A 16,877-nucleotide genomic window follows, 5' to 3' on the forward strand; every position below is an offset into this window, starting at 1 on the left:
TCCCTCAGGCCTCGCCGGTGATCGAGAGGCCCTCCACCCACACCATCGGGCAGAGGCCATCAGGTGTGACTTTGGCGTCTCCTTCAAAGCCCACGATCGCCTTCAGCACCTGGCGGATATCGCCGGCCACGGTGGCCGCTTCGATCGAGCGGGGTTCTCCGTTCTGGATCAACCAGCCATCGAAGGGCAGGGAGAAGGAGCCTTGGCTGGCCTTCACGCCGGCGTGGAGTGCCGACAGCGAGTCGATCCAGACAATCGGCTCGCTTGCTTTGAAGCGATTCAGCCCGGCCTGACCGCCGTCGCTGCCGGGAGTGGTGCCAATCTCGAACCAGTCGGGGCCCACCGACACCTTGGCCCCCATGCCGGCGTGGCCCGTGGGGCTCACGCCAAAGGCTCGGGCGGTGGCTTCGGAGTGGAGGAAGTTCCGCAGCACGCCGCCTTCCAGCAGCGCCAGGCGCTTGGTGGGGGTGCCTTCGCCGTCGAACGCCGAGGCGCCGATGTTGCCGGGATGCAGGCCGTTGTCGTGGATATCGAGGAAGGGAACCGCCAGGGTTTCGCCGATCGAATCGCGGTTGCTGAGGCTTACGCCATCGAGCACGGCGCGAGCATTGAACAGACCACTGAAGGCGCCGATCAGATCGAGAAAGGCCTCGGGGCTGAACACACAGGTGTAGCGCCCGGTTTCAATCGGGGCGTAGTTGAGGTGGCTGATGGTGCGCTCGGCTGCCTCGTGGATGCAACCGGCCACGTCGAGATCACCGGCGCCATAGGCCAGGCGCACGGCTCCGGCGCTGCGTGGTTTGCGGCCGGCTTCCTCTGCCCGTGCGTAGAGATAAAGGCTGGCGGTGCTGAGCTGCTGCTGGCGGCAGGCGCCGTCGCTGTTGAGATAGATGCGCTCGCTGCTGCGCTCGGCTAGGCCGTTGTAGGGAATGGTGGCGATGGCGTCGTGGCTGGCCAATAGCTCTTGCTCGGCCCCCTTGAGCGTGTCGAGCAGCCGCAGGATTCCCTGGGGCTGATGGATCGGTTGATCGAGGCTGGCGAGCGGCGCAGTCGCTAGGGGCGAGAAGGCGGGGATGTCGTCGGCGTTGCCGAAGGCACTCGCCTCTTTGGCACCGGTGAGGGCGCGCTCCAGGCCCGTGTCACTGAGGTCGGAGGTGCTGGTCACGCCCACGAGGCCGGCGTCGTTCCACACCCGCACGGTGATCGAGCTGCGCTGGGCACCCTTCATCTGTTTGGGTTCGCCGCGATCCACCTGAACGGAGATGTCGGTGGAGCAGGCGGCGCCGAGATCCCAGCGGCGGATGCCGTTGCTGGCGGCGATGCTGGCCAGGCTGTTGCGCAGCTGTTCGGCGTTGAGGCCGTTGCCGCTGGTGGCTTGATGGCTGCTCATGGTCAACGGCCTCCCACGGTGATCGAATCCACCTTGATGTGGGGTTGGCCCACGGTGACAAAAATGCTGCCGCTCACAGAGCCGCAGAAGCCGGCAGCGAGTTCGAGGTCGTTGGCGCACATGGAGATGCGCGGCATCACCTCCTTGGCTTCGCCGATCAAGGTGGCGCCCTTCACCGGCTTGGTGAGTTGGCCGTTCTCGATCAGGTACCCCTCCTCTACCGCGAAGTTGAACTGGCCGGTCGGGCCCACGCTGCCGCCGCCCATGGATTTGCAGTAGAGGCCCTTGTCCACCGAGGCGATTAGCTGCTCGGGCGTGTGCGGCCCGGCATCGATATAGGTGTTGCGCATGCGGCTGGCGGCCGCAAACGTGTGGCTCTGGCGGCGGCCGCTGCCGGTGCGGGCATGGCCGGTGCGCAGTTCACCGGCGCGGTCGCTGATGAAGCGCTGCAGCACGCCGTTCTGGATCAGCACCGTGCGTTGGGCTTCCATGCCCTCGTCGTCCATCGACAGGGAGCCAAAGGCGCCACCGGTGAGGCCTTCATCGATGGCGGTGACGGCCTCATGGGCAATCGACTCACCCACCCGTTCGGCGAAGGGGGTGGTGCCCCGTTCCACCTGGGTGGTTTCCAGCAGGTGGCCGCAGGCTTCATGGAAGATCACGCCACCGAAGCGGTTGGCGAGCACTGCCGGCATCTGGCCGGCTTCCACGTAGTCGGCATAGAGCATCGTGCCGGCACTGCCGCACACCTCCGCGGCAGACGCCGTGGCATCCCAGCGGCGCAGATCATCAGGTTGATCGGAGGTGCCGTAGCGACGGCCGACGCCGGCGCGGTGTTCACCATCGGCGGCCAGCACGTTTAGCCCCACCGATTGGTGCAGGCGAATGTCGCGGCCGAAGGTGCCATCGCTGGCTGCCACCAGCACCTCTTGCCAGTCGCGGGCATAGCTGCCGCGGCGCGCCTGCAGGTGGCTGCCCTGGCGCTGTAGTTGATCGGTGCCCTCCAGCAGGCGGGCGGTGGCCTCCTGGATCTGGGGGCAGCGCTGCAGCCAGTCACCCTTGCTGGCGGCGAAATCCCGCAGCGCCGGCAGACCGTCAAAGCTGCTGCGGCCGTTGGCACTGGTGGCCAAGCCGAGCATGCCCAGCGCTTGCTCGAGGGCGCGGCGCAGGCCGGCGGGGCTCAGGTCGTTGGTGCTCACGAAGCCATCGCGCTTGCCCAGGAACACCCGGATCCCGGCTCCCATGCCGAAGGCGGGGGTCACGCTGGTGATCGTGTCTTGCTCAGCCAGAACGCCGAGGTGATCGGTGCGCTCGAGGAACACTTCCACCAGATCGGCCCCGGCGGCACGGCCGCTGGCCAGCAGATCTTCCAGGGCTGGGCTCCAGTGGCTATCGAGGACGCCAGTGGTTGGCGGTGCTGCAGCGATCACGCGGTTGCGGGTGGTGAGGGTGGAGCCCTACCGGGCTTGAAGCTGTTGATTTCCTAGCAAAAAGGCCCCAGCCACAGGGGCTGGGGCCTTCAGCGCAGAGGCAGGTTCGAGAGATCAGCGCACGGCCGGCTGGAACTGCTCGCTGCGGATCGGGCTCATCAGGAAGAGCTTGGCCATCTCAGCGGCGTTGGCCACCCAGTAAGGCAGCTTGCGCAGCAGCTTCACCGGCGCAATGGCGTTGCTCGCGTCGGCGGCAGCCAGCTCGTTGTTGTTGCGCACCAGCTGCTCGAGACCCTCGTAAAACTTCGGATGGTCCACGTTGAGCACCACCGGGAAGACCCGAGCGGAGGTCTCGTTGGTTTTGGCGATCACGTACTTGTCGTACTCGCGGGCATCGAGGCCAAGGGCTTCGTAGAACTCCTTGCGGGCCACGTCGCGCACGTACATGGTGGCGAACACGGCCAGCAGGAAGAAGCGGCACCACAGGCGGGCACGCAGGCCGGTCACGCTCTTGGGCTGTGCCTTCATCAGGGCGTCGAAGAAGTCGCCGTGGCGGTTCTCGTCCTGGCACCAGTTCTCGAAGAAACTGAAGATCGGGAAGATCTTGCTGTCAGGGTTCTTCTCGAGGTGGCGGAAGATGGCGATATAGCGCCAGTAGCCGATCTTCTCGCTCAGGTAGGTGGCGTAGAAGATGTATTCCGGCTTGAAGTAGGTATAGGCCTTGCTGGCGGTGAGGAAGCCGAGGTCGAGCTGCAGCCCGAAATCGCTCATCGCTTTGTTGAGGAAACCGGCATGGCGGGCCTCATCGCGGGCCATGTGGGCGAAACACTCGGCCAGCAGTGGGTTCTTCTCTTTGATGCGGCGGCTCAGCTCCTTGTAAAGCAAGAAGCCAGAGAACTCGGAGGTGCAGCTCTGCTCGAGAAACTCCACAAACACCCGGCGGGTGTCGGGATCGAGCTTGTCGGCGGCGCCTTCGAATTCTTCGTTGCGAACGAAGTGGTGGCGGTTGTAGTCCTTGCGGAATTCTTCGCAGATGGCCTCGAGCTCAGCCTCGTTGGGGCTGAGGTCCATGGCCGCCATGGCCTCGAAATCCGTGGTGTAGAAGCGCGGGGTGAGGATCGTGTCCTTCACCGGGTCTTTGATGGCCGGCGCGTCGGGTGTGCCGATGGCTGTTGCGGTATCGGGCGTAGCAACGGCTGGAGGCACCATCGGGATGGGTCTACGGACGGAAGCTCCATCGTAGGGGGACCCGCGGTGGTGCTGAGGCTCAGCTTCACCAGCTGGAACTGAGCTTCTGGCGAGGGGCTTAGTTGGCCCCCAGCCACTTCTGGCCGTTCAGGCGTTGCACCAGACGCGACACCAGCAGCGCCAGGGTCATCTTCTTCTCGTCGATCAGGAACGACTCCAGGAGGCTGGGCTCGGCGCCGGCTTCGGCCACGGCAATGGTTTTGGCGGAGCTGATCGCATCGCTGGTGAAGCACAGCCAGAAGCGGCGGGCCTGGGGGAGCTCGCCCACCACCATCCAGCAGGGGCTGCCCACCACGGGCATCGGCCCCTGCTCAAAGCGCAGCTCACAGGCAGGGCCGCCGTAGGCCTCGATCTCCTTGGCGATGGCCGGGATCAGCAGGTTGGGGACGAAGTCGGCAAAAGGCTTGTCCTCCGGTGCCGGGGGTTTGGCCGGCTTGGCGGGGGCCGCTTCAGCGGGCTTGGCCTGGGCTGGCTGGGCGGAATCGGTCACCGTCGCAGGCCTCGGGGAAGACGCAGGCGAACTTTAGAGATCACCAGTCCTCGCTGAGCGCGGTGTTCCAGTCGCTGTTGTCGTCTGTGGGGGCTGGGGCTTGGGCCGGTGCTGGGCTCTTGACGGCTTGGGTGCTGCCGGCCGCTGATGATCCCTTGCGGATCACCCGGAATGGAACCGACACCGTCGGTGCTGGTTCGCCGGCACTGCGAGCCGGGCCAGCCCAGGCAAACGGGCGCTGAGCGGAATCGCTGGTCGACCCATTGGAACGGGCTGGCTCGCTGCGCGATTCCTGCCAGTCGTCGCGTTCGTCATCGCTTCGCCGGCGCACCTGGCGGCGCGGTGCCACAGCTGCGACCTGACCTTGCAGGGCCAGGGCTGTGCCGCCAGCGCTCATCGCCGCCCCCAGGCCTGCGGCGGCGGCCAGCCAGCCGCCGAGGGGCCAGGCCGGTGAGCTCCAGGTGAGGAGCCGCACGCTCACGCCGGGTCTCGGGTTGATGGCCGACACCAGCAGCACCGCCAGCAGGGGGGAGAGCAGCGGAACCAGCAGGAGGCGTTGCAGCACAGGCACAGGGGGCAGGGCTCAGGACTGGATCGGGCCGCTCCAGCGCTGCAGGTTGCCCAGGTCATAGCCGAGGCAATCGAACACCCGGATCACGAGAAAGTCCACCATCTCTTCAATGCTGGTGGGCTGGTGGTACCAGGCCGGCACGGGTGGCGCGATGCGGGCACCGGCTTCGGCCAGGGCCGTGAGGTTGCGGAGGTGCACCAGGTTCCAGGGGGTTTCTCGCGGGCAGATCACCAGCGGCCGCCCTTCCTTGAGGTGCACATCGGCGCAGCGTTCGAGCAGATCGGTGGCCACACCGGAGGCGATCCGGCCTACGGCGCCCATCGAGCAGGGCAGGATCACCATCCCCCGGGTGCGATAGCTGCCGCTGGCGATGCCGGTGGCTTGATCGTTCCAGCGGTGGCAGCGCAGGGAGCCGCTCTCGCAGCCGGTGCGCTCGCGCCAGAAACGCTCCTGGGCGTCGGGTTCGCTCGGGACCCGCACACCCAGCTCCGCTTGCCAGACGCCGATGGCACCGCGGCTCACCACCAGCTCGACCCGTTCCTCGGCCTGCAGCAACAACTGCAGGGCACGCTGGGCCAAGGGCTGGGCGCTCGCCCCCGAGACGGCCAACACAATCGGATCGTGCCCCTGAGGGTGGCTCAAGCGTTCACTCCTCGCCGGCGTCGCTGTCGTCAGCGCCGTTGTCGTCAGCACCGTGATCGCCGTCGCTATCGGGCACGTATTCCTCGTAGCCCTCGGGGAGCACCACCGCCAGATCGATCTGGTGACGCAGCACATCCACCTTTTGGATGGTCACCTCAACGGCATCTCCAAGCATGTAGGTGCGGCGGTTCTTGCGGCCCACCAGGCGGTTCTGGCGCGAGCGGTACTCGTACCAGTCGTCCTTGAGGGAGCTCACATGCACCAGGCCCTCCACCTGGGAGGGGGGCACCTCCACGAAGAAGCCGTAGCTCTGCACACCGCTGATCACGCCGGTCAGGGTCTGACCCACCAGCGGCTCGGCCTGGCGAGCCTGGGCCATGGCCAGGGCGTCGTTCTGCAGCTCGGCGGCGAAGCGGCAGCGCCCATTCAGACGGTGCAACAGTGCCGTGCTGCGGCCCTCCTCGAGCGGTTGGATCTGGCTGGGGGGCATGAGCGGCCAGTCGATCAAGCCGTGGCTGCTGTCGCCGGCGATGTCGACGCGGGTCTTGTGGCGCACCGATGGCCGGTCTTTGCCTTCGCTCAGCAGCAGGCTGAGCACGTGCTGGTTCCAGAGGTCGGCGTAGTGCAGGCCGGGGCAGCACCAGGGGGCCAGGGCGACGGGTTCACCCGCCACGGCATTGGCACCGGCCTCGCTGCTGAAGGTGACGGGCTTGAGCGGTTCGCGCAGTTGCTGCTGGAGTACACGGCAGCGATCGCTGCCGGCGAAGGCCTGAGCCAGTTCCTGGGCGGTGGCGTTGCCATCGGCAGACAGCTCCAGGGGAATCTCCAGGGCTAAGGCCGCCTTGGCCACATCGTTGAGGGCCTCCGTATCGGGGGCTGGATTCACGGCAAAGATCGCCGGCAGCTCGAGGGCGGCCAGGTGGCGTCCGAGGGCGCGATGGGCGGGGATCACCAGTTCCCGCAACAGGCCTGAGGGTTCGGTGGCTGGATCCAGCTGCACCAGCCAACCCTGGCGGCTTTCATCCGGTTCGGGAATGGCCAGATCGCCGAGATCGTCGATCGCCGGCATCGCCAGATCCAGATCGATCGAGCCGCTGGCCAGGCGTTGCTGACGCAACTGCTGGGCCAGGGCGATCAGTTGCTCCAGCAGGGGCAGCTGATCCTTGAGGGCTTTGAGGGCGGCTGGGGTGGTGCGGGCCTTCGGTTTGCGCTCAGCTAGGGCCTGCAGGGCCTTGGCATCCACAACGCCATCCACCTTGATGGTGCTGCGGCAGAAGCGGTAGTGCTCCAGCTGGCCTTCGGCGTTGAGGTCGAGCACCACCGAGAGCGCTGCCTCGCTGTTGCCGGGTTTGAAGGCGGCCGCTTTGGTGAGCGCAGGGGTGAGCAGCGGCAGCCAGCTGCTGCCGAGGCAGAGGGCTTCTGCCTGCTCGCGCAGGTGCAGGTCGAGGGCGCTGGCGAAGCCGAGGCGTTCAGCCACGGCAGGGGCATGCACCCACAGCCGCTGGCCGCTCTCGGTGCTCTCCAGCGACACCGCCGGAAGGATCGGCGCTTCGGCGCTGCTCCACGGCTGCAGCAGCAGGGTGGGCAGGGCGGTGAGGTCGTCGCGCTCTTTGGCTTCGAGGCTCTTGAGGGTGGCTTTCGGTGCGGCCGGTTGATCGCGCAGCCCGTGCTTGGTGATCAGCAGGTCAAGATCGGCTTCTGGACCGGCATTCACAGGCAGGCTGCGGGCCACATGTCCCTGGGAGGGCAGTTGCCCCACCGGGTAACGATCCACCTTCACCTCCACCACGGCTTCATCGGCCGGGGTGAGGTATTGGCTGTCGCTGGCGGGCAGCTCGATGCTGGCCAGCAGCCGATCATCGAGGGGAACCGCGAGCAGGCGCTCGTTCTGCTGCTCCACCTGAGCGAGCAGGCTGGTGGTGCTGCGCTCCAGGATGCATTGCACACCCCCTTCGGGTGAGCGGCGCCGGCCTCCTTCGCGGGTGATGCGCACCAGCACCCGGTCGCCATTCCAGGCGTGGTTGAGCTGGTTGTCGCGGATGTAGATGTCTTCGCCGCCGTCGTTCCGCAGGGCGAAGCAGAAGCCTTTGCTGCTGCAGCGCAGGCGGGCTTCGATCAGCCCTTCATCGTCGACGCGGCTGATGCCCGCATCGGTTTCTTCGAGCACGCCCACGCGCACCAGGGCGGTGAGGGCGATGCGCAGTTGTGCCTGATCGGCTTTGCTGCTGAGCCCCAGGGCCTTTTCCAGGGAGCTGAGGCTGCACTGCTCCTGGGCGGGCAGCTGGTCGATCAGGTCGGCGACCGTGAATTTCATGATCTTCAGGGGGCATCGGTGGCCATAACGCCCCGACGATCTGGGTGCCTGGTTCTGGAGACGGCCAACGCCCCCGGAACTGCACGAACTCCCAAATCTAGGATCGCGATCAATGCGTTGGCCTCGGTTTCGCTGCCGGCCTTCAGCAACAGGCGCGTGCCGATCACCAGGAATCCCACCGAGGCGGCCAACTGCAAGGCATCGGGGGGGATCACGGCGGAGAGGGATCCCCCCGCTCCGGCGCCCAGCAGGCTGGCGAGCACCAGCGCCGCTGAACTACCGGCAAACACCGCGCCGCTGCGGCTGGAGGTGCCGCTGATGGTCACGATCGCCAGCTGCGTTTTATCGCCCAGCTCCGCCAGGAAAACTGTGGCGAAGGTGGAGGCGAGAAGGGGCAATTCCATGGCTTAGGCGTGTTGGGGTAACGGCAGCAAACGATCAGGAGAGGGGAAACATGCTCATGGCGGCCTGGCGGCCAAGCCACAGGCCCAGGCCGATCATCAGGATTCCGGCGAGGCGCTCCAGCTGTTGCGGCGGCAGCACCCGAGAGAGCCAACGGCCCAGCAGCACGCCCACCAGGCTGGAGCTGATCAGAGCGAGCGAGGCGCCCACAAACACCAGCACAGGCCTTCCGGATTCCGCGGAGAGCAGCAGTGCTGCCAACTGGGTTTTGTCGCCCAGTTCCGCCAGGAACACCGTGGTGAAGGTGGTGAGAAACACCGCCCCAAAGCTGCCGGCTTTGTTGGCGTCGGTTGGTGTCTCGTTGCTGGGCGCGTCGCTGGGGTCGGCCATCGGCTGAGCGGAAGGTGGCGCGGATTTCAGGGAGCCGGCTGGCGGATCGCCTGCTCGAAACGCTTCATCACCATGCCACGACCGCCGTGTTCGCAGCGGATCTGCTGCCGGCAGCAGGCGATGGCGAACGCATTGGCTTCATCGGGTTCCACACCGAAGAGCCCTGCGAGATTCTCCACACGGCAGAAGAAGGGCCGCTCCTCATAGATGCGGCAGCTGCTGGAGCCGGTGTCGTAGTGGATGCACCAGCCATCGGGGCCCACCATCTCCAGGTATTGCTGCTGCTGTTCGGGGTTGAGGGCATCTAGCGCTTCATTGCGTTCGCCAGGATCCAGCCGGCAGCACGACCCACAGCCGCTGATGCAGCGCCAGTGCAGCGTTTCGCTCATCGCTCAAGCTGTGACAACCCGTCACAGCAGCTTGCAGCAACGCCGCTTGCGCAGCGGTGGGCACCGTAATCTTGAGCACGACCGTTCTTGCTGCAGAGCCGCTCTCCCATGGGAATCGATTTCCATCTGATCGCCAACTTTGCGGCCCTGTTCCTGATCACGATCGTCGGCCCCGCCGTGATCTTCATCCTCTTCTACCGCCGCGGCGCCCTCTGATCGCACGCCGAGAAGCGCATCGCTGCACACCCCAGGCCCAGGCGGGTCTGGGGTTTTTGCTGTGAAGCGATCAGGCTGCCAAACCCATGGCCATAGCAGCGTCTTGCAGTAACGCCTGCACGTAGGGATGGGTGCCTTGGGGGTGATCGCTGTTCACGGCGCAGCCGCCCATCGGATCCGGGAGTCCGCGCAGCTCCTCACCGGCTGCATTGCGAATCACCAGCGCATCGCCCTCGCGGCTCACCCAGTAGCGGCGGTTGCAACGCTCCAGCACCAGACCATCCCCTGAGCTGGCCCGCAGCGCAGCGATCTCGAGCTGAAGTTGCTCGGTGCCATTCCAGCGATTCAGACGCAGCTGAAAGGCCACATCCACCTCCTTGGGTAGCTGCTGCTCGTCGTTGCCCCAACGCCAGGCGATGGCGCGGATCACCGCATCGCCCTGGCGCAAGGTGAGTTGCAGATGGCCGCCGCGCAGCAGCCGCTGCTGGCTGATGCGGCAGCGGCTGCTCCAGAACAGCGGTGCCGGATGGCCGCTGCCAAAGGGTTCAAGCCGCTGCAGTTGCTGCCAGAACTGGGGGGTGATCTCCTGAAGTTGCACCAGCGCTTCCGGTTCCACCAGCCGCAGGCCGCCCTGCTGCTGGAGCCAGGTCTCGGCCCGGGCATTGAGGCGCTCATGCAGGGCGGTGATCTGTTCGGCCCGCACCGTGAAGCCTCCGGCGGCTGGATGGCCGCCATGGCGCTCCAGCAGATCGCTGCAGGCCTGCAGCGCGGCATCCACTGCAAAGCCTCGGGGTGCCCGCACGGAGGCTCGCAGGCGGCCATCCCCTTCGGAGGCCAGCAGGGCCACCGGCAACCCGAAGGCATCCACCAGCCGGGCCGCCACGATGCCGATCACGCCGTGGTGCCAATGGCTCTGGGCCAGCAGCAGGAAGGGGCTGCGCTGATCGCCGTCGGCGTCCACCAGGGCGCGTGCCTCCGCTTCGATCGCATCGCAGAGGTCGCGGCGCTGGCGATTGAGCTGTTCGCATTGGCGAGCCAGTTCCAGGGCTTCTTTCTCATCGGCCGTGGTGAGCAGATCCACCACGAGCTGCGGATCCCCAAGCCGCCCCACCGCGTTGATGCGGGGTGCGATCTGAAAGCCCACGGCACCGGCATCCACGGGGGCATCCTCGAGACCGGCCACCTGTTGCAGGGCCTGTAGACCCGCCAGCCCGCTGCGCTTGAGGCCCGGTAGGCCATCGATCAACCAACGCCGGTTCACCCCCTGCAGGGGAGCCATGTCGGCGATGGTGCCGATGCAGAACAGATCGCGGGCCATGGCCAGCCCCTGTTCGGAGCGGCAGTTGCGCGCCAGCGCCATGGCCAGCACGTAGGCCAGCCCCACTCCAGCCAGGCCGCGGTAAGGCGAGTGTTCAGGGGTGCAGGCCGGATGCAGCAGTGCCATCAGGGGCGGCAGCTCCTCCGGCAGGGTGTGGTGGTCGGTCACGACCACGTCCATCTCCAGGGCTTCGGCCCGCAACAGGGCCTCGCGGGCGGCGACGCCGTTGTCCACCGTCACCAGCAGGCGAATGCCTTCTTCGGCCAGACGCTCCACCATCCCGGTGTTCAGGCCGTAGCCGTCGTCGAGCCGGCTGGGGATCTCCGCCTGGGGTTGGGCGCCGAGGTGACGCAGCACGCCCACCAGCAGCGCTGTGCTGGTCATGCCGTCGGCGTCGTAGTCGCCGCAGATCGCCAGGCGCTCGCCCTGTTTGCAGGCCAGGCGCAGGCGCTGCACCGCTTTGCCCAGATCGGGGAAATGGCGGCGCGGATCTGGCGCTGGCGCCGGCTCAAGCAAGGCTGCGATCGCCTCAGGATCGCCGTAGCCGCGTCGCTGCAGCACCGCCAGCAGTGGATCGCACAGCCCGCTGCTGCGCAGCTGGGGATCGATCTGAACCGGTGCCGGCAACTGCCAGCGCTGCTCGGAGGGTTGAGGGAGCAACGCCGGGGGGGCAGACCGCATCCATTGTGAGGGGCGCCGCCCCGGGAGGCACGGCCTGGGCTGGTGGATCGCCGCGTCTCCGTAACCTGCAGGCCCTTGCGGTGGTGGCCATGGCGGCGGAGCTGGCGGCGCTGCTCTGGGATGTGGACGGCACCCTCGCCGAAACCGAGCTGGATGGCCATCGCCGCGCGTTCAATCGCGCCTTTGCCGATGCCGGCCTGCCTTGGCACTGGGATGTGCCCGCGTATCAGCGTTTGGTTCGGATCAGTGGCGGCCGCGAGCGCATCGCTGCGTTTCTGACCCAGGTGGATGGGGTCGCTCCAGCCCCAGAGCGGGTGGAGCAGCTGCAGGCGGCGAAGCAGCGCCACTACAACGACCTGGTGGCGCAGGGCGCGCTGCAGCTGCGCCCCGGGGTGGAGCGCATGATTCGTAGCGCTGCGGCAGCGGGCCTGGTTCAGGCCATCGTCACCACCAGCGGCCGCACGGCCGTGCAGGCGCTGCTGGATCGGTTATTGCCGGATCACGCCGCTTGTTTTGCCCTGTGGGTGTGCGGGGAGGATGTGCCGCGCAAAAAGCCCGATCCGGCGGCCTATGCCCGAGCCCTTTCCCTGCTGGATCTGCCTGCGGCTGGTGTGATCGCCCTGGAGGATTCCGGCAATGGTGTGGCGGCTGCCACCGGTGCCGGCCTCACCACCCTGGTGACCCGCAGCGGCGCCAGTGCCACCGAAGCCCCTGAGGCGTTTGCGGCAGCGGCGGTGGAGCTGGATCACCTCGGTGAGCCGCACCAGTTCCTCACGGTGCAACGCGGACCGGCTTGCCCCCAGGGCTGGATCACGCTCTCCTATCTGCAGCAGCTGCTGGCCGCCTGATGACGCTTCCGCTCCAGCGCACTCGCTTTGATGGCGTGCAACGCCGAGCGGGCGAGCTGCTGTTCGGTGGATTTCGGGGCAGCTGGCGCCGCCGCAGCTTGGCGGTGCTGGCGCTGCTGTTGGGGTTCTATGCCGGCGAGAACATCACAGCGCTTTGGTTGGAGCGGGTGGGCCAGCGGCCCGTTGTGGTGCTGATGCTGGTGGTGCTGTTGGAAGTGCTTGTGCGGCTGCGCACCCGCCTGGTGGGGGAGCGGCCCGGTCTGGGTTGGATCGTGACCGACAACCTGCGCCTGGGCGTGGTCTATGCCGTGGTGCTGGAAGCGTTCAAGCTCGGTTCATGAGCCTGGAGGAGCAACTGCTGCATTGGTGTCAGCAGCAGATCCGCAGCGGCCAGCGCCCGGTGATCGGCTTGAACGGGCCAGTGGGTGCCGGCAAAAGCACCCTCGCTCGGCGCCTCCAGCATCTGTTTGCTGCTGCTGATCTGCAATTGGCGGTGGCCTCGATCGACGATGCCTATCTGCCCTGGCCGCAACGGCTGGCTGCCATGGAGGGCAATCCCTATGGAGTCAATCGCGTACCCCCCGGTAGCCATGAGCCTGAGGCGCTGCGGCAGGGGGTGATCAGCTGGCGCGCTGCCGCTGATCGAATCCTCGAGCTGCCCCGCTTCGATAAAACCCTGTGCAATGGCCAGGGCGATCGCGTGGAGCCCTGGCGCGGGCCTGCCGATGCGCTGCTGCTCGAGGGCTGGATGCTCGCCTGCAGTCCCGTGCCGGATCCGGAGCAAGCCTCACTGGCGTTGCAGGCTCGCTTCAGCGCCGCGGAGCTGGATTGGTGGCGGCGCTGCAACCAAGCGTTGGAGGCCTACCTGCCGCTATGGCAAGAGCTCGACCATGTGGTCATGCTGTGGCCCAACAGCTGGCGCTGGCCGCGCCGCTGGCGGCTCCAGGCTGAAGCGCGGCAGCGGCGCAACGGTGGGGGCTGGATGCCCGCTGCGGAGCTCGACCGTCTGGTTACGGCCACATTGCAGTCGCTGCCACCTGATCTGTATCAGCAACCCGTGCTGGCACTGGCCAACAGCGTGCGGGTGCTGGATCAACGCAGGCGATGTGTGTGGGAGGGCAGCGGTGAGGCTGCCCTGGCGCGCTGGGCTCAGCCCTGCTCGGTTTCGTCTTCGGCCACGGGGTAGACGAAGCCCTGAGCGCGACCGCTCAGCACGGCCTTACCGATCGAGAGAGCCTTTTGGGCGGCAATGGCAGCCTTGCCCTTCCAGGTGGCATGGCGCTGGTTGCGCTTGCCCTTGGACGTTTTCTTCTTGGGAACAGCCATCCCGCTTGATTTCAGCCAAACCAAGAGTTTCCATTGCCGCCTTCCCTTTCGTCAAATCGCTAAGCTCAATTCCAAGATTTAGATCGGTGTGAGCAGCAGCGTTTCTTCTGATCTGCCGGTTGATCTGGGCCTGGCGCGCGCTCCGCAGCCCAGCTACACCCAGCTGCTCCAACAGTTGCGTGCTGGATCGGTGAAGGAGTTGCTCCTCTCCCCTGGCCAGCGGCAGGTGAAGGTCACCTACACCGATGGCAAACAGGTCACCGTGCCGGTGTTCAGCAACGACCAGGTGTTGTTGCGCACGGCTCAGGATGCGCGGGTGCCTCTCACGGTGCGGGATGAGCGTCAAGACCAGGCGACGGCCAGCCTGGTGTCGAACGGGTTGCTGCTGTTGCTCCTCTTCGGGGGCCTGGCGTTGCTGCTGCGGCGTTCGGCCCAGGTGGCCAATCGGGCGATGGGCTTCGGTCGCAGCAAGGCGCGCATGGTGCAAAGCGAAGCGGCGGTGCCGGTGCGCTTTGAAGATGTGGCCGGTATTCAGGAAGCCAAGGAAGAGCTGCAGGAGGTGGTGGCCTTCCTGAAGGAGCCGGAGCGCTTCACGGCTGTGGGGGCGCGGATTCCGAAAGGGGTGCTGCTGGTGGGCCCGCCGGGCACCGGCAAAACCCTGTTGGCCAAGGCGATTGCCGGAGAAGCAGGGGTGCCCTTCTTCTCGATGGCGGCTTCGGAGTTTGTGGAGTTGTTTGTGGGGGTTGGGGCCAGCCGCGTGCGCGATCTGTTCCGCCAGGCCAAAGAGAAAGCCCCCTGCATCGTGTTCATCGATGAAATCGATGCGGTGGGCCGCCAGCGCGGCGCCGGCATCGGTGGTGGCAACGACGAACGGGAGCAGACCCTCAACCAGCTGCTCACCGAGATGGATGGCTTCGCCGACAACTCCGGCGTGATTCTCTTGGCGGCCACCAATCGCCCCGATGTGCTGGATACGGCCTTGATGCGTCCCGGGCGCTTTGATCGCCGCATTCACGTGGATCTGCCCGATCGCCGCGGGCGCGAGGCGATCCTGGCGGTTCATGCCCGCAGCAGGCCCCTCGATCCTGAGGTGTCGTTGGCGGATTGGGCCAGCCGCACGCCCGGTTTCTCCGGCGCTGATCTCTCCAATCTGCTCAACGAAGCCGCGATCCTCACGGCCCGGCGGGAGCGCAGCTGCATCGATGACAGCGCCATGGGTGATGCCCTCGAGCGCATCACCATGGGCCTCACCGCCGCCCCTTTGCAGGACAGCGCCAAGAAGCGGTTGATCGCGTATCACGAGATCGGCCATGCCCTGCTCACCACGCTGTTGCCCGCCGCGGATCGGCTCGACAAGGTCACCCTGTTGCCCCGCGCGGGTGGTGTGGGGGGCTTCGCCCGCACCATGCCTGATGAGGATGTGCTCGATTCAGGCCTGATCAGTAAGGCCTACCTCCAGGCCCGCCTGGTGGTGGCCATGGGCGGCCGGGCCGCGGAGCTCGTGGTCTTCGGCCCCAGTGAGGTCACCCAAGGAGCGGCTGGCGATCTGGAGATGGTGAGCCGCATCGGCCGTGAGATGGTCACGCGCTATGGCTTCTCCTCGCTGGGGCCCGTGTCGCTGGAGGGGGAGGGCCACGAGGTGTTTCTCGGTCGTGATTGGTTGCGCTCGGATCCCCATTACTCCCAGGAAACGGGCAACCGCATCGATGCTCAGGTGCAGCGGCTGGCCCGCGCTTCCCTCGATCAGGCCGTGGCCCTGCTCACGCCCCGCCGCGCGCTGATGGATGAGCTCGTGGAGCTGTTGATTCAGCGCGAAACCATCGATGGCGCTGAGTTCACAGCCCTGGTGGAGCGCCATGAGCAGCAGCCCAGCCCCGCAGCTGCGCTCTGAGGTCTGCGCTCAGGCGAAGCGGATATCGAGGCTGCGCAGGTAGGTCTGCAGGCCGGCGTCTTGGATCGGCAGCAACCAAGCCGCTGCGCCGCTTTCATTCACGTGGGAGTGCCAGTGACCGGGAGGCGTGATGAAGGCTCCACCCGACTGCCAATCGATGCGCCGCGGATGGCGGATGCTGCCGTCATCGTTGAGCTCGGTGCCCACCAGGGTGTACACCCCAGGGCTGCAATCAATGATCAGATCCAGCGCCACCGATTGATGGCGATGGGGGGCCTGGGTGGCGCCAGCCGGCACGATCCCGTACATCGCCCAGAGCACATGGGTCACCGTGCGTGTGCTCGGCAGGTCGCGATTGGCCAGCAGCAGGCTGATGCGGTTGCTGTTCTGGGAACCCGGCTGGTTGGCCAGGGCCAGCAGTTCGCTTTGCAGCCAGGCGGCGCTGTAGTGGGTCGGCTCGAAGCGCGCTGATGTGGGTGCTGCCCCCAGGTAGCTGAGCAGGGGTGCGTCGTGCACCCAATAAAGAACGCTGGTGCTGCTGGCCTCCAGCAGGGGCGTGCCACCGGCGGGCAAGACAAATAGATCGCCCTGCTGCCAGGCGATCTCGCCCGTGGCCGTAGCGCTCGTTTCGGTGGCGCGGTGGTGGCACACACCGCTGCCGGAGAGCACGAAGAAGAGGGAACTGGTGGCGGCCGCCGCGGCGCGAACACCCTCGCCCGCCTCGATGCGGATGAAATGGGCCGCCAGGCCAGGGCTGGTGGCCGGGCCCATCACCCCGAGTTCAGGGCTGAGATCCAGGGGCACAATGCCGCTCGGGCCCTGTTGGTGCAGTTCAGGTCCCCAAGAGCGGTACGGAATCGGATCCGTCAGGCCCGGTCGCACCGGGTTGGCGGCCTGCCGGTAGTCGAACAGCAGGGCCTTACTGGCGGACGCCGGGTCGTGACGCTTGCGTTCGGGTGCCTGGGTCATGCAATCACTCTCGCTGAACGGAGGGTGGGTTGACTGCTGTGATGGCTACGGGCTGATCTCAGCCGCCTGCTACGGCAGGCACGATGCTCACTTCATCACCGTCCTTGAGGGCGGTGGCCTGGTTGTCGAGGAAGCGGATGTCCTCGCTGTTCACGTACACGTTGAGGAAGCGGCGCAGCTTGCCGGCTTCATCACACAGGCGACCTTTCAGGCCGGGATAGCGGCTGTCGAGGGCATCCACCAGGGCGTCCACGCTGGTGGCGTCCAGCTCAACGCTGGCTTCGTCGTTGGTGAACTTCTGAAGGGGGGTGGGGATCAGAACCTGAACGGCCATCGCGGGTGAAGTTGGAACGGGTTGTGGT

The 16,877-nt window shown here is 66.6% G+C and carries 19 protein-coding genes; 5 read left to right on the forward strand and 14 right to left on the reverse strand.

Going from position 1 to position 16,877, the window contains the following annotated elements; all coding sequences use genetic code 11:
* Positions 1–4 precede the first annotated feature (4 nt).
* The 10 genes from CB0101_RS01660 to CB0101_RS01705 form a co-directional block, all read right to left on the reverse strand.
* Positions 5–1,390: a TldD/PmbA family protein gene (locus CB0101_RS01660; protein WP_010309361.1), complete on the reverse strand. Its 1,386-nt coding sequence runs from the start codon at positions 1,388–1,390 to the stop codon at positions 5–7.
* Positions 1,391–1,392: 2 nt separating this feature from the next.
* Entirely contained in the window at positions 1,393–2,820 is a 1,428-nt protein-coding gene (locus CB0101_RS01665; RefSeq protein WP_010309357.1) for a TldD/PmbA family protein, read from the reverse strand.
* Positions 2,821–2,934: 114 nt separating this feature from the next.
* Entirely contained in the window at positions 2,935–4,029 is a 1,095-nt protein-coding gene (gene acsF, locus CB0101_RS01670; protein WP_010309353.1) for a magnesium-protoporphyrin IX monomethyl ester (oxidative) cyclase, read from the reverse strand.
* 97 nt (positions 4,030–4,126) lie between these two features.
* Positions 4,127–4,558 carry a DUF2996 domain-containing protein gene (locus CB0101_RS01675; protein ID WP_010309348.1) on the reverse strand — a complete coding sequence of 144 codons (432 nt, stop codon included), beginning with the start codon at positions 4,556–4,558 and terminating at the stop codon, positions 4,127–4,129.
* 40 nt (positions 4,559–4,598) lie between these two features.
* On the reverse strand, positions 4,599–5,129 hold the full coding sequence (locus CB0101_RS01680; RefSeq protein ID WP_010309345.1) for a hypothetical protein: 531 nt from the start codon (positions 5,127–5,129) through the stop codon (positions 4,599–4,601).
* Between the two features lie 12 nt (positions 5,130–5,141).
* Positions 5,142–5,771 (reverse strand): flavin prenyltransferase UbiX, encoded by a 630-nt coding sequence (locus CB0101_RS01685; RefSeq protein ID WP_010309343.1) that lies wholly within the window; start codon positions 5,769–5,771, stop codon positions 5,142–5,144.
* 4 nt (positions 5,772–5,775) lie between these two features.
* Entirely contained in the window at positions 5,776–8,085 is a 2,310-nt protein-coding gene (locus CB0101_RS01690; RefSeq protein ID WP_010309340.1) for an RNB domain-containing ribonuclease, read from the reverse strand.
* 5 nt (positions 8,086–8,090) lie between these two features.
* Positions 8,091–8,489 carry a TMEM165/GDT1 family protein gene (locus CB0101_RS01695; RefSeq protein WP_246833801.1) on the reverse strand — a complete coding sequence of 133 codons (399 nt, stop codon included), beginning with the start codon at positions 8,487–8,489 and terminating at the stop codon, positions 8,091–8,093.
* A 34-nt stretch (positions 8,490–8,523) separates the two neighbouring features.
* Positions 8,524–8,877 (reverse strand): TMEM165/GDT1 family protein, encoded by a 354-nt coding sequence (locus CB0101_RS01700; RefSeq protein ID WP_010309318.1) that lies wholly within the window; start codon positions 8,875–8,877, stop codon positions 8,524–8,526.
* Positions 8,878–8,903: 26 nt separating this feature from the next.
* A complete protein-coding gene (locus tag CB0101_RS01705) occupies positions 8,904–9,266 on the reverse strand; it encodes a YkgJ family cysteine cluster protein (protein ID WP_010309314.1) in 363 nt (120 codons plus the stop codon).
* 87 nt (positions 9,267–9,353) lie between these two features.
* On the opposite strand from CB0101_RS01705, the gene psb30 reads away from it, so the two are divergent.
* Positions 9,354–9,482 carry a photosystem II reaction center protein Ycf12/Psb30 gene (gene psb30 / locus CB0101_RS01710; protein ID WP_246833802.1) on the forward strand — a complete coding sequence of 43 codons (129 nt, stop codon included), beginning with the start codon at positions 9,354–9,356 and terminating at the stop codon, positions 9,480–9,482.
* Between the two features lie 70 nt (positions 9,483–9,552).
* Here the strand turns inward: psb30 and recJ are convergent, their stop codons facing one another.
* Positions 9,553–11,481: a single-stranded-DNA-specific exonuclease RecJ gene (recJ, locus tag CB0101_RS01715; protein WP_050778782.1), complete on the reverse strand. Its 1,929-nt coding sequence runs from the start codon at positions 11,479–11,481 to the stop codon at positions 9,553–9,555.
* Positions 11,482–11,570: 89 nt separating this feature from the next.
* Here recJ and CB0101_RS01720 point away from each other — a divergent pair, with 89 nt between their 5' ends.
* From CB0101_RS01720 to CB0101_RS01730, 3 genes are read left to right on the forward strand one after another with little or no spacing between them, the layout of a single operon-like run.
* A complete protein-coding gene (locus CB0101_RS01720; RefSeq protein ID WP_043717696.1) occupies positions 11,571–12,329 on the forward strand; it encodes an HAD-IA family hydrolase in 759 nt (252 codons plus the stop codon).
* Entirely contained in the window at positions 12,329–12,670 is a 342-nt protein-coding gene (locus CB0101_RS01725) for a DUF565 domain-containing protein (RefSeq protein WP_010309301.1), read from the forward strand. The genes CB0101_RS01720 and CB0101_RS01725 overlap by 1 nt, the downstream gene beginning before the upstream one ends.
* Positions 12,667–13,515 (forward strand): hypothetical protein, encoded by an 849-nt coding sequence (locus tag CB0101_RS01730; RefSeq protein WP_010309298.1) that lies wholly within the window; start codon positions 12,667–12,669, stop codon positions 13,513–13,515. The genes CB0101_RS01725 and CB0101_RS01730 overlap by 4 nt, the downstream gene beginning before the upstream one ends.
* On the opposite strand, the gene rpmF is transcribed toward CB0101_RS01730, so the two are convergent.
* The gene (rpmF, locus tag CB0101_RS01735; RefSeq protein ID WP_010309295.1) at positions 13,479–13,655 is read right to left on the reverse strand and encodes a 50S ribosomal protein L32; all 177 of its coding nucleotides are present in this window, start codon (positions 13,653–13,655) and stop codon (positions 13,479–13,481) included. The genes CB0101_RS01730 and rpmF overlap by 37 nt on opposite strands.
* Positions 13,656–13,743: 88 nt before the next feature.
* On the opposite strand from rpmF, the gene ftsH reads away from it, so the two are divergent.
* The gene (ftsH, locus tag CB0101_RS01740; RefSeq protein WP_010309291.1) at positions 13,744–15,546 is read left to right on the forward strand and encodes an ATP-dependent zinc metalloprotease FtsH; all 1,803 of its coding nucleotides are present in this window, start codon (positions 13,744–13,746) and stop codon (positions 15,544–15,546) included.
* Positions 15,547–15,555: 9 nt separating this feature from the next.
* Here the strand turns inward: ftsH and CB0101_RS01745 are convergent, their stop codons facing one another.
* On the reverse strand, positions 15,556–16,515 hold the full coding sequence (locus CB0101_RS01745; protein ID WP_010309287.1) for a cupin: 960 nt from the start codon (positions 16,513–16,515) through the stop codon (positions 15,556–15,558).
* 58 nt (positions 16,516–16,573) lie between these two features.
* The gene (locus CB0101_RS01750; protein WP_010309284.1) at positions 16,574–16,849 is read right to left on the reverse strand and encodes a MoaD/ThiS family protein; all 276 of its coding nucleotides are present in this window, start codon (positions 16,847–16,849) and stop codon (positions 16,574–16,576) included.
* Positions 16,850–16,877 lie beyond the last annotated feature (28 nt).

This window comes from Synechococcus sp. CB0101, from assembly GCF_000179235.2.
Classification (GTDB): domain Bacteria; phylum Cyanobacteriota; class Cyanobacteriia; order PCC-6307; family Cyanobiaceae; genus Vulcanococcus.

Excerpts from the sequence above, each read along its gene's own strand:
- CB0101_RS01660 (WP_010309361.1), bottom strand. The coding sequence starts at position 1,390 with ATGAGCAGCCATCAAGCCACCAGCGGCAACGGCCTCAACGCCGAACAG.
- acsF (WP_010309353.1), bottom strand. The coding sequence starts at position 4,029 with ATGGTGCCTCCAGCCGTTGCTACGCCCGATACCGCAACAGCCATCGGC.
- CB0101_RS01690 (WP_010309340.1), bottom strand. The coding sequence starts at position 8,085 with ATGAAATTCACGGTCGCCGACCTGATCGACCAGCTGCCCGCCCAGGAG.
- CB0101_RS01695 (WP_246833801.1), bottom strand. The coding sequence starts at position 8,489 with ATGGAATTGCCCCTTCTCGCCTCCACCTTCGCCACAGTTTTCCTGGCG.
- CB0101_RS01700 (WP_010309318.1), bottom strand. The coding sequence starts at position 8,877 with ATGGCCGACCCCAGCGACGCGCCCAGCAACGAGACACCAACCGACGCC.
- CB0101_RS01705 (WP_010309314.1), bottom strand. The coding sequence starts at position 9,266 with ATGAGCGAAACGCTGCACTGGCGCTGCATCAGCGGCTGTGGGTCGTGC.
- recJ (WP_050778782.1), bottom strand. The coding sequence starts at position 11,481 with ATGCGGTCTGCCCCCCCGGCGTTGCTCCCTCAACCCTCCGAGCAGCGC.
- CB0101_RS01720 (WP_043717696.1), top strand. The coding sequence starts at position 11,571 with ATGGCGGCGGAGCTGGCGGCGCTGCTCTGGGATGTGGACGGCACCCTC.
- CB0101_RS01725 (WP_010309301.1), top strand. The coding sequence starts at position 12,329 with ATGACGCTTCCGCTCCAGCGCACTCGCTTTGATGGCGTGCAACGCCGA.
- CB0101_RS01730 (WP_010309298.1), top strand. The coding sequence starts at position 12,667 with ATGAGCCTGGAGGAGCAACTGCTGCATTGGTGTCAGCAGCAGATCCGC.
- rpmF (WP_010309295.1), bottom strand. The coding sequence starts at position 13,655 with ATGGCTGTTCCCAAGAAGAAAACGTCCAAGGGCAAGCGCAACCAGCGC.
- CB0101_RS01745 (WP_010309287.1), bottom strand. The coding sequence starts at position 16,515 with ATGACCCAGGCACCCGAACGCAAGCGTCACGACCCGGCGTCCGCCAGT.
- CB0101_RS01750 (WP_010309284.1), bottom strand. The coding sequence starts at position 16,849 with ATGGCCGTTCAGGTTCTGATCCCCACCCCCCTTCAGAAGTTCACCAAC.